The sequence below is a fragment of the Streptomyces sp. NPDC060184 genome (assembly GCF_042728795.1).
Lineage (GTDB): Bacteria > Actinomycetota > Actinomycetes > Streptomycetales > Streptomycetaceae > Streptomyces.
In genome coordinates this window covers 85,771-95,705 of record NZ_JBHWYX010000035.1, presented here as the reverse complement: position 1 = coordinate 95,705, position 9,935 = coordinate 85,771, and the positions used below count along the sequence as shown (strand labels likewise).

The 9,935-nt window shown below is 71.7% G+C and carries 11 protein-coding genes and 1 tRNA gene; 4 read left to right on the top strand and 8 right to left on the bottom strand.

Annotation, left to right across the window (positions count from 1 at the left end; genetic code table 11):
- Positions 1-52 precede the first annotated feature (52 nt).
- The 3 genes from ACFWEE_RS22985 to ACFWEE_RS22975 all read right to left on the bottom strand — a co-directional run bounded on the left by ACFWEE_RS22985 (position 53) and on the right by ACFWEE_RS22975 (position 3,278).
- Positions 53-766: a DUF4383 domain-containing protein gene (locus ACFWEE_RS22985; RefSeq protein ID WP_386891666.1), complete on the bottom strand. Its 714-nt coding sequence runs from the start codon at positions 764-766 to the stop codon at positions 53-55.
- Positions 767-1,003: 237 nt separating this feature from the next.
- Positions 1,004-2,428 carry a hypothetical protein gene (locus ACFWEE_RS22980; protein WP_386891664.1) on the bottom strand — a complete coding sequence of 475 codons (1,425 nt, stop codon included), beginning with the start codon at positions 2,426-2,428 and terminating at the stop codon, positions 1,004-1,006.
- Positions 2,429-2,498: 70 nt separating this feature from the next.
- Entirely contained in the window at positions 2,499-3,278 is a 780-nt protein-coding gene (locus tag ACFWEE_RS22975) for a DUF4097 family beta strand repeat-containing protein (protein WP_386891679.1), read from the bottom strand.
- A 311-nt stretch (positions 3,279-3,589) separates the two neighbouring features.
- Between ACFWEE_RS22975 and ACFWEE_RS22970 the strand changes: the two genes are divergently transcribed.
- A tRNA-Val gene (locus ACFWEE_RS22970) sits at positions 3,590-3,664 on the top strand.
- A gap of 457 nt (positions 3,665-4,121) precedes the next feature.
- On the opposite strand, the gene ACFWEE_RS22965 is transcribed toward ACFWEE_RS22970, so the two are convergent.
- Positions 4,122-4,331 (bottom strand): hypothetical protein, encoded by a 210-nt coding sequence (locus ACFWEE_RS22965; RefSeq protein ID WP_386891662.1) that lies wholly within the window; start codon positions 4,329-4,331, stop codon positions 4,122-4,124.
- 475 nt (positions 4,332-4,806) lie between these two features.
- Between ACFWEE_RS22965 and ACFWEE_RS22960 the strand changes: the two genes are divergently transcribed.
- A complete protein-coding gene (locus ACFWEE_RS22960) occupies positions 4,807-6,072 on the top strand; it encodes a Twin-arginine translocation pathway signal (protein WP_386891661.1) in 1,266 nt (421 codons plus the stop codon).
- A gap of 8 nt (positions 6,073-6,080) precedes the next feature.
- A complete protein-coding gene (locus tag ACFWEE_RS22955; protein ID WP_386891660.1) occupies positions 6,081-6,386 on the top strand; it encodes a 4a-hydroxytetrahydrobiopterin dehydratase in 306 nt (101 codons plus the stop codon).
- Between the two features lie 64 nt (positions 6,387-6,450).
- Here ACFWEE_RS22955 and ACFWEE_RS22950 read toward each other — a convergent pair whose 3' ends face one another.
- Positions 6,451-6,726, bottom strand: coding sequence for a hypothetical protein (locus ACFWEE_RS22950; protein WP_386891658.1), 276 nt, complete (start codon positions 6,724-6,726; stop codon positions 6,451-6,453).
- 119 nt (positions 6,727-6,845) lie between these two features.
- Positions 6,846-7,508 carry an HAD family hydrolase gene (locus ACFWEE_RS22945; protein WP_386891656.1) on the bottom strand — a complete coding sequence of 221 codons (663 nt, stop codon included), beginning with the start codon at positions 7,506-7,508 and terminating at the stop codon, positions 6,846-6,848.
- A gap of 57 nt (positions 7,509-7,565) precedes the next feature.
- Here ACFWEE_RS22945 and ACFWEE_RS22940 point away from each other — a divergent pair, with 57 nt between their 5' ends.
- On the top strand, positions 7,566-7,745 hold the full coding sequence (locus ACFWEE_RS22940) for a hypothetical protein (protein ID WP_386891655.1): 180 nt from the start codon (positions 7,566-7,568) through the stop codon (positions 7,743-7,745).
- Between the two features lie 596 nt (positions 7,746-8,341).
- Here ACFWEE_RS22940 and ACFWEE_RS22935 read toward each other — a convergent pair.
- Both ACFWEE_RS22935 and ACFWEE_RS22930 read right to left on the bottom strand, forming a co-directional pair.
- Positions 8,342-8,563 carry a hypothetical protein gene (locus ACFWEE_RS22935; protein WP_386891653.1) on the bottom strand — a complete coding sequence of 74 codons (222 nt, stop codon included), beginning with the start codon at positions 8,561-8,563 and terminating at the stop codon, positions 8,342-8,344.
- 143 nt (positions 8,564-8,706) lie between these two features.
- Positions 8,707-9,891 carry a helix-turn-helix domain-containing protein gene (locus ACFWEE_RS22930; protein ID WP_386891651.1) on the bottom strand — a complete coding sequence of 395 codons (1,185 nt, stop codon included), beginning with the start codon at positions 9,889-9,891 and terminating at the stop codon, positions 8,707-8,709.
- Positions 9,892-9,935 lie beyond the last annotated feature (44 nt).

Sequence of the window (9,935 nt, the reverse complement as noted above, 5' to 3'; positions counted from 1 at the left end):
CAGGTCCGGCACGGGGCCGGACCGGCGGCCCTGCCGGGCCCCGGAACGGTGGTCACCCGTGCGGCTGGGGCCGGGTCCGGGTGCCCGGCATCATCGGGGGCCGGTTGGCCCGGGTGCGGTCCTCGCGGGCGGCCTCCTCGGGATGACGGGCCCGCCAGTACGGGTTGTCGTGCGGAAGCCCGCCGCTGACCCTCCCGTACATCCCGAAGAACATCAGCATCAGCCCGACGATGAAGCTGAACAGCACGTTCTGCATCTCGAACGCGAGGAAGTTGAGCCCGGTGTCCAGCAGGGCCAGGTTCACGAATCCGCTGGCGATGAAGAGGACACCGACCGTCATGTTCAGGGTGGACGCCTTGTTGCCGCCCACCATCATGCCGCCGAAGAGCAGCACCCCCACGCAGAGGGAGAGGACGCTGAGCGCGCCGTTGGTGTTGAGTCCGGCGACGGTGTCACCGCCGGTGTCGAAGAAACCGATCTTGTTGATCAGGCCGAGGATGCCGAAGACCAGGAGCACCAGCCCCATCAGCCCGGCGCCGATCCGGTAGACCTGGCTGAGGCGGTGGTCGACGGGCAGCTCCTCGTTGAGACGGGTGTGCAGGGGCTTGGCCTTCACCGCCTCGGCCCGGTCGCGTCCGGCCTCCACGGTGCGGGCGTCAACGGACCTGGCGTCCACGGTGCGGGCGTCCACGGTGCGGGCGTCCATGGGTTCCGTCCGCGCTGGTCCGGCCTGCGCGGGGCGTGCCTTGTCCTTGTGGAGCTTCATGGCGGCCTCCTCGGGAGGTACGCACCGGCGCACGGGCCTCCACGGAGGTTCGTACCGGTCCCTCTCCCTGGCGGAGGTTCGCACCGGCGCACGGATCACCTCCAGCATCTGCCCGGGAGCGGGGCGGGACAACCGGTGGCCGACTTTTCGCGGCGGGCCGGTCCCTCAGGGACGGGGCGGTCCGGTTCCTCGGACAGGGGTCCGGCCGGTCCCTCGGGTACGGGTCGAGTCGGCTCCTCAGGTGGCGGTCGACCCCGTCCCGAGCCCCTCGCGGATCGCGGAGACGACCTGCGCCGCCGTCTGCCGTACGGCCTCCGCCTCGGTCAGGAAGTGCCAGTAGTCGGGGTGGCGGACGTCCAGGGCGGCGATCGCACGGTCCAGCCGCGCCACCGCGTTGTCCAGCGGGCCCGCGTGACGCGGATCGGGCGTGTTGCGGCCGGCCATCGCGAGCCGCTGGGCGTCGCGGACGGCGAACCGGGTCCGCTCGATCTCCTTCTTCGGATCCTTCGCCACCGCGTCCAGCAGACGCAGCCGCTCCCCGGCCGCCGTCACCGCCTCGTCCGCGTGGTTGAGCAGCGCGCGGACCGTGCCCAGCCGGGCGGTGGCGTCGGCCCAGCTCTGGTCCCTGCGGGCCGCGGCGGCCTCGGTGAGCTTCTCCTCGGCCCGGCGGACGTCCTCGGCCGCCTGCTCGGGAACGTGCTGGAGGTCCTGCCAGCACTCCTCGGAGAACCGCCGCCGCAACTCGCTGAGGATCGGCTCCACCCCGCCCGCCCGGGTGGTCAGGGCCTGCGCGCGGGTACGCAGCGACACCAGCCTGCGGTCGATCTCGGCAGCCCGCTCCGGCAGCCGCTCGGCCTCGGTGCGTATGGCCTGCGCCTCGCGGAGCACCTGATCGGCGCGTTCCAGCGTCCCGGCGACGCCGTGGCGCCCCGCACCCTGGTTGAGCCGGGTCAGCTCGGGAGCGAGGGCGGCGAGCCGGGCCGCGAGGTCGTCGGCCTTCAGTCCGGAGGCACGTACGCCGTCCAGCGCGCCGGTGGCGCCGATCAGCGCCTGCCGCGCCCGCTCCACGGCCGGAGCCAGCCGGGCGAGCTGCGTCTCCGCGCTGCCGAGGAGGGGCCCGAGCCCCTGCGCGTACCGGTCGAGCTCGCCCTTGACCCGTAGGAGAGCGTCCTTGGCCCGGGTCAGCTCCGTCGTGGCGCGGGCCGCGACGGACGGCTCAAGGCCGTCCCGGTCCAGGTCGTGCGCGTCGACCGCGGTGATGTAGGCGTGGCTGACCTCGTCGATACGGCGCCCCAGCGCGGCGAACTCCTCGACGGCCTGCCGGGCGCGCGGGGAACTGTCGACGGCCGTGATCGTCTCGATCGAGATCTCAAGATCGCGCTGCGCGCTGTCCAGCTCGTAGAAGGCCTCCGCGGCGGCGTCCTTCGCCGCCTGCGCGTCGGCCCGCCGACTGCCCCCGTCTCGCCCGCCGAACCAACGGCGCGTACCGCCTCCGGCGAAGGCGGCGGGCAGCGCGGCGGCGAGCAGCGGGAGCGGAAGCAGCGCCAGCGCCACGACGTCCCGGAACGCCCGCGGAGACCGGCGCGCCCCAAGCCCCACGGCGACGGCAGGGTTTCCCGGGGTGTGCGCTCTCACCTGCCGCCGCGCGTCTGTCGCCGTCACATGCCTCTCCCGTGCCATTCGCCTCTGCCCGGTCCATTCTCCCACCAGACATGACGAATACCCGGGCCGGTTAGTTCGCGGTTCGGAGGCTGACTTCCCCGTTGTCGCTGCGGACCTTCACCACGTGCGGGCTGGCGTCGCTGCGCGGTACGTCGACGGAGACGTGCCCGTTGTCCGCCTTGGCGTCCACGGCGTACGCGGTGCCGTCCCCGGGCAGCTCGATGCGGGTACCGCCGTTGTCGGTGTTCACGTCCAGCAGGTCCGGCGCCGCGTCGAACCCGAGCTTGATCGTCCCGTTGTCCGAACCGACCACCACGGACGGGCCCGAGATCCCCCTGGCGTCGATCGAACCGTTGTCGCTCGACAACTTCAGCTCGCCCCCGGCGTCCCGCACCACCACCCCGCCGTTGTCGGAGGACAGCTCCAGCCGGGAGTCGAACCCGGTCGCGGTCACCTTCCCGTTGCTCCCCGACGCCTTCACCGCCACCCCGCGCGGCACCTTCACCCGGTGCCGGCCGGAGCAGTTGTTGACCACGCCCGTGCACTTCACCTTCAGCGTGAGGGTGCCGTCCTCCATCTTCCAGACGGGATCGGGCCCTGACCCGAAGACCACCCACCCGTCCGTCTGCCGCTCCACCTCCACCTGGTCCACATCGGCCGGGACGAGCTCCAGCGAGGTGTTCGAGGAGTCGATCGTCAACGTCTTCCCCCGGAGCGCGAACGACTTGTGCTCGACGGGCGCCCCGTCCACGTCCGCGCTCCCGCACCCGCTGACCGCCACCACGACGAGGAGCGCCCCGGCGGAGGCGAGGAGGGCGGTACGTCGGCGTGCGACCCGCGGGCTGGCGATGGGTCGGCGGGCGTGCGGCGTGCCGGTGGTGTGGTCCACGGGATCGGTCCCCCAGAGGTGCGCGGTGCGATGACGTGCTCACCGGGGCAGTTCCCCCGGCCACCTTCACGTTATGCACCCCGGCCGTCACCCACGATGAGGCCGCCCACCGGCTTCGGGGTGGGGGTAACCCCCGCATCCGGCAGGCTCGGGGGGCGGCTCGGGGGCGGTGAGGGGGCGGCGAGGGGCGGCGCGGCGGCCCGGACCTGCGGCGGCGGGGAAGCGGAGTGTGAGCCGGGGCCGGACGCCATGTACGCTGTTCCTTCGTCCACGGGTGCGTAGCTCAGGGGTAGAGCGCTGCTCTTACAAAGCAGATGTCGGCGGTTCGAAACCGTCCGCGCCCACCAGTACGAAGGCCCCCAGCCGATCATGGTTGGGGGCCTTCGGCGTCTACCTGGAGTGTTCGGAAGCGGCGCCGTCCGCAGGCCGGCACAGTACGGTCTGCTCATGCCGTCCGACTCCCCGCCCGCATGTCCCGATTGCGGCCAACCGATGCGGTTCGGAGCGTTCGCGCTCTGCCGTCGTGAGGACGACGGCAAGCGAGTCTGTCGCGGCGTGTGGATTTGTCCGCGACGTCACGTCTGGTGGCAGTGGGCCGACCGACCGGAGGAAGCCCCGGAGCCCTGCCCGCACCCGGAACTCTTCGGCCGTTGACGTCAGTCATCGACATCAAGAGGGCCTTTCGCACTCGAAGTCCGCCAGGAGTCCTCACCGGCCTCGGCCGGGAAGAAACGACGCCGCGCGCCGGACTCCACCGTCGAAGCGATCGGCGTCCCCGGGTGCGTCCCATCCGCGAGGGCCGGCTCAGCGACGCCCCGGAGCCGGCGGTGGCATCGTGTCGAGCTGCTGGTGCAGCATGCTCGGTGACGCCCGCCGGGCGGTGCACGCCGGATCGCCCGGCGGATGGGCGTACGCGTCCTCGCGGGCACCCGACGCCGAGTGCCCCTCGGCGACGATGACCGCGTTCCCGGCGATCGTCCGGTCGCAGTCCACGCAGTATCGGGGGAAGGTCACCGTGCGGCCCTCCACGCCCGGCCGAGCTGGATCGTGGTGGTGCACGCCCGGCCCGCCCGGCACGTCGCGCACTGCTCGGTGTGGAGGATCCACCGGCGGTACGCCAGGTCCCCCGGGCTAGGCTTCTCGGTGGTTGTCACCTGGTCGCCTCCGAGGTAGCGGCGAGAACCCGGTACAGAACCTGTACGCCACGTCGTTCGGCGCACGCCGCGTGCGCGAACACGGAGATACCGGAACCCGAGGACGCGACGTGCAAGCGCACGCACACGTCCGCCCCGGGCTCCGGGCAGTACGTGCACTCTCGTTGACCCATTGCTCACCCCTGATGTGGCGGTCCCCGAATCGGGAAACTCTCGGCCATTTCGCTGCAAGGCCTGCTGGTACTCACCGATGATGTGTGGGCACGTCAGGGAGCGAATAGGCCACGGCGTGGCCATCGGCGGCCACGTAGCGGCCACGGCCGAAAGCACGGACAATGACACCTCACACTGGGCAGACAGGCCGCAACGACGCACTCCGGGCCGCCCGCTTACGTGTGGGCTGGCGGACGCTGGAAGCCGCCGCCGCTGCGCTCTCCGAACGCGGGCAGCAGCTCTTGGACGACCGGCAGTTCACCGTGTCCGCACGGACCTGGCGCCGCTGGGAAGGCGAACGCCCCGGGTGGCCTGCCGAGGAGACCGCGATCGTCCTGCACGACGCGTTCGGCCGGTGGCCGGAAGACCTCGGGTTCACTACCCCGCCGGGCTGGATCCGGCCCGAGCACCATGAAGAGGCAGATGTGAGACGACGCGCCTTCGCGGGCGTCACCGCGGCCGCGCTCGTCGCCGGGCCGATCGCACCGCAGCACGTCGACCCGGCCCTGATCGGCTACTTTCAGACGCAGCTTGAGGGCCACTACCGGGCGGACATGTTTCTCGGCCCCCACGATCTGATCGGCACGGTGGCCGCCCAGTACCAGCTCATCGACAAGCTGGTTCGGTCCGCGAAGGGCGAGACCCGGCGGGGGCTCCTCCGCGTTGGCGCGGCTTACGCGGCCCTCGTCGGCTGGCTGTACCAGGACGCTGGCGACATGGACGGAGCGTCCTTCTGGCGCGGGGTGACGCAGGAAATCGCCATGCGGTCCCGAGACCCTCACCTCATTGGGTACAGCCTCGTCAACCAGGCGCAGGTCCGGACCGACCTCGGCGACGGGTACGCGGTTATCGACCTGTGCGAAGCCGCTCTCGACGACGCCGACCGGCTGGTGCCGAAGGTACGGATCATGGCCATGCAGCAGCAGGCTCACGGCGCCAGCCTCACCGGGGAGCGCCGAGCCGTCGACCAACTCCTCGACGACGCGGACCGGCTGCTGTCGCAGGTCGATGACGACCTGCCCTGGGGCAACGCGTGCCGGAGGACCCCCGGGTACCTGGAGGTCCAGCGTGCCACCTGCTACGGGCGGCTCGGGCTCGGCGCCGAGGCGGGTGCCCTGTGGTCGCAGGTCCTCACGGTGGTGCCGGATACCGCACGTCGGGACCTCGGGGTGTACATGGCGCGTCAGGCCACCGCGGCGGCCACCGCCCAGCAGCCGGACCAGGCCGTGGAGATCGCGCGCACCGTCGCGACGATCGCAGTCGAGACCCGCTCGGCGAGGATGCGCCGGGAGTTGGCCACCCTGGAGCGGGCGATGCGCCCGTGGCAGGATGCACCGGTCGGCAGGGACCTTGCCGAGGTCCTGGCACCGGTGACCGAGGGGAGCTGACGGTGGGCATGGAACCGCTGACGGAGGAGCAGATCGTCGCGCACTTGGCCGCGCACCCTGGATGGGTACGCGACGGCAACGAGATCACCCGGACGTTCGGGATCCGGTATCACGGGGGCGTGGCGATGATCGTGCACGTGGCGGACGTGGAGAGGCTGATCGGCCACCACGCGGACATCGACCTGCGCTGGGACCAGATCCGGTTCGGCATCACCACGCACGACGCCGGCCACAAGCTGACCGACGCGGACTTCGACCTTGCCGCGCGCATTGACGAGATCGCGGCAGCCCATGGCGCCGAGCCGAAGGCCTGACCCCGGAACGCACGAATCGCCCCCGCCCCGCCCCGGCGCGACCAGGACGGGGGCGTGGTGGTGGTCAGTGCCAGGGTGTGAGGTCGACGGGCGGTTCGGGTGCGGGGCCGGCCGGGGTGTCCGGGCCGACGCGGCGTGCCCAGCCCCAGAGGTCGAGGTAGGCCCGGGGCAGGAGCTTCCGCTGGACGCGCTCCTCGGACACCTCCTTGTCGAGGCGGGTCGTGATTGCGGTGAAGTCCGCGCGGCGGTTCGTCGCCCTGCTCCGCGTCCACCCGAGGAGCCCGACGATCAGCGCCACCCTGGTGGCAGCAAGTCCAGCTACATCCGGGCGCGTGCCCATCAGCGCCACTTCTTCCGTATCGCTCTCGGCAGCGGGTCGTCCATGCCCGACAGCACCACCATTCCAACGGCCAGCGCCGTCCAGATCGACGCGGAGCCGGACGCGGTGGTCGACGACTGTCAGTGCCCTTGCGCGTTGAAGTTGGCGATGCAGTCGGGAAGTTCGGCGAGCGACTCGACGCGGAAGGTCGGCAGGTCGCAGGCTTCCCGAGTGTTCCACTGGATGGTGCCCCAGGGGCCCCGGCGGATGAGAGCCGTCTTCATCCTGGCCGCGATGGCGGGACGAAGATCGTTGTCGACGCGGTCGCCCACGTAAAGGATCTCGCCGGGCTCGGCCGGGACGACCTCGGCGACGCGGACGAAGAATTCGGGGTTCGGCTTGGACGCGCCCCAGTCGTCCGAGGTGCCGATGAGGTCGACGTCGTCGGTGAACAGTTCTCGGAGGATTCCGCCGGCGCGCACCGTCTGGTTGCCCGCGATGCCGAGCCAGAGGCCGTTCGCCCGGAGCTGTGCGAGCGTCGGGCGGACGTCGGGGTACAGGTCGTCCTCGCCGAAGTGCTCGGGTCGGCCCGCGTCCGCGCGGGCCTGGCGCTCGGCGTGGAGGTCGAAGCCGGGTCGGAACTCCTGGAAGGTCTCCCGGTAGTCGCGACCCTGGGCGATGACGGCGCCGAACACGGACACGAAGGTATGACGAGGCACTCCCAGCCAGTCCGCCCAAGTCCCGTACTCGCGGGTCTCGTCCACCAGGCACTCACCGACATCGAACACCACAGCGCGAATCATGGGCGCGATCCTATGCACCCCTCCCGCGCTGCCGGAGCCGACCCCTATCCTGACCGCATGCCCTCTCTCCGGTCCGACGCCGCTCCTGCGCGCCCGCTGCCCGCGGTGAACGCGGACATCCGCGCGCTGTGGCAGCGCGGCGGCGGGCGGCTCTCGCCGGAGGCCCGTCGCCAGTACGAGCGGCTGCTCGCCGAGTGGGCTGCCGCCGTCCGGGGGGACACCGCCGAAGCGGCATGACCTGCGGGCGACCTCGACGTCACCCGGCGAACGGCGAGGCCGCCGCCGTACCCGACCACGCCGCACACCTCCCGGGGGCGCGTACTCCGTATCTCGCCCGCGCACCCCACTGCGCCCCCGGTGCACCGGGAGTGAGCGGGCGCGCCTCTGCCGGGGGCATGTGCGCCTGCCGCCGGGGCAGTTGCCTCGGGCACCGTTGAGAGCACGGGGGAGCCTGATCGTGGGGCGGTACGCGTGCGACGGCAAGCGGGGGCGACGGTGTTCGTGGGACGACGAAAGGGTGGGTACGGATGGCGCGCATCAGATGTGGGGCCCTGACGCAGCGCAGGACCCGGTGTGCGAAAGAGGCGATGACGGGGACCTCGCGGTGTCACCTGCACCAGGGGGCATGGTCGCCGTACGGGGTGGCGCGGCGCAAGCAGGCCGAGGCGAGGGCGGCGTTGCGGAGGCTGCGCAAGCAGCGGTGAGGGCCGGTTCGCGGGGGTGGGCCGGTCCGAGGGAGCGGCGGGGGCCGGTTCGTGAGGGGTGGGGGCCTGTCCGAGGGGGGATGGGGAGGGCCGGGGCGTGGGGGGCGTCCCGGCCCGTGCGTGGGCCGCTCAGCGGCGGTCGCCGGTGATCTCGCGCTTCGCGCAGGCACGCGCGTCGGGGCAGGCGCGGGGGAACCACCAGTACGGCGAGCCGAAGGCGGGTTCGTGGCGCTGTTCGCCGAGGTTGATGGCGGTCCCCGTCGACAGGGGGGCCGCGCACCAGACGCACGACCAGCCTCGCTGTTGTTGTTCGGTCAGCTCGGATACCGGCGGCAGGTTCCTCACAGTCATGGCATCCCCGTGTCGTCATGGATCAGGTGTCGTCAGCATGCCGGAGTGCGGGGGCCACAACGCTCACAGTTCTGTGAGCGTGCACATACGAGCAGTGACCGAGGGAGTCCGGGGCCGCCTCCGGGCTCCCTCCGGACCGGGGCTCAGAGGCCGATCCAGGTGGCCATGTGGCCCAGGGAATCCGGAGTGCGGCGCGAGAGGTGCACCAGGCCCTTGATCGTCTCACGGGCACCCGGGTGGTAGCGGGTCTGCTCCGGGGCGGCGTGCCGGGCGTCGGCGAGGGAGCCGAGGGCCGCTTCGGTGTGGCCGGTCTCCATCTCGCAGCGCGCCCGGTCGATGAGGAAGTGCGCACGCCGCGAAGTGGCCAGTCCCGCAGGCAGTTTGATGCCGTGGGACTGGACCAGGGCTTCGTCGTACTGCCGCATCTCGATCGCCGCCGACATGCGGTGCATCGCCACGTTGGTCGGGCCGAAGGAGAGCCAGTGGATCCGGGTCGCCTCGCCCGTGACCTCCGCGCAGCGGGTGGCCTCCTCGATGTGGGCGTCCACCAGGGTCTGCTGCTCCGCGCGCGCGGCGATCACCGAGGCGCCGAGGTGGAGTTGGCCCCGTACGGCCAGTGCCTCCCGGTCCTCCCCGGCGGCGGACATGATCTGGTGGCCCGAGGTGATCAGCCGCTGCCCGATCCGGTACTCGCCCTCCCGGAAGTACACCAGCGCCCGCATGTACTGGCGGATCGCCGACAGGCACGGGTCGGAGGCGCGCCGGGCCGCCCAGTCCATCCGGTCCAGCGCCACCGCGGACAGGTCGTAGTAGCCGAGCTTCACGCTCACGTCGTGCGCCGTGCGGTACGTGGAGGCGAGCGCCTGCCACAGCTCCGACGACCCCGAACGCCAGGCCGCGGTGGTCAGTTCGGTGATGACGGACGGCAGCATCCGTGCCGCGTTCCGCAGATGCGTGGCCCGGACCAGGACGCAGAGGTGCTGCGCGGCTTCGACCAGCTGCCCGGGGGAACGCTCCGGAATCGTGTCGTCGCCGCCCAGGTCGTACAGGTCGAGCGACTCGCGGATGGGCCTTATCAATTCGGTCAGCCGGTCCTGCTGGAGCTCGGTGACGTACGGCTGCCCCGTCAGCACCGACACGTCGATCCGCAGCACCTGTGCCACCGCCGCCACGAAGTCCAGGTTCGCCGGTTTGGCCCCGCACTCGACCTGGTTCAGCAGGCTGTACGAGTAGGGCAGCCGGGCGGCGAGTTGACGCTGCGTCAATCTGGCCAGCCTGCGCTGTTCCTTGATGCGGGTGCCGGTGTGCTCGCCGACCTGGCTGGGCATGCGTTCTCCGTTTCTACACGAGTCACCGGGAAGGTACCCGCGCT

Coding starts and splice junctions, on each gene's coding strand:
- ACFWEE_RS22935 (WP_386891653.1), bottom strand. CDS start 8,563: ATGACTGTGAGGAACCTGCCGCCGGTATCCGAGCTGACCGAACAACAA.
- ACFWEE_RS22940 (WP_386891655.1), top strand. CDS start 7,566: ATGCCCTCTCTCCGGTCCGACGCCGCTCCTGCGCGCCCGCTGCCCGCG.
- ACFWEE_RS22930 (WP_386891651.1), bottom strand. CDS start 9,891: ATGCCCAGCCAGGTCGGCGAGCACACCGGCACCCGCATCAAGGAACAG.
- ACFWEE_RS22950 (WP_386891658.1), bottom strand. CDS start 6,726: ATGGGCACGCGCCCGGATGTAGCTGGACTTGCTGCCACCAGGGTGGCG.
- ACFWEE_RS22985 (WP_386891666.1), bottom strand. CDS start 766: ATGAAGCTCCACAAGGACAAGGCACGCCCCGCGCAGGCCGGACCAGCG.
- ACFWEE_RS22955 (WP_386891660.1), top strand. CDS start 6,081: ATGGAACCGCTGACGGAGGAGCAGATCGTCGCGCACTTGGCCGCGCAC.
- ACFWEE_RS22945 (WP_386891656.1), bottom strand. CDS start 7,508: ATGATTCGCGCTGTGGTGTTCGATGTCGGTGAGTGCCTGGTGGACGAG.
- ACFWEE_RS22960 (WP_386891661.1), top strand. CDS start 4,807: ATGACACCTCACACTGGGCAGACAGGCCGCAACGACGCACTCCGGGCC.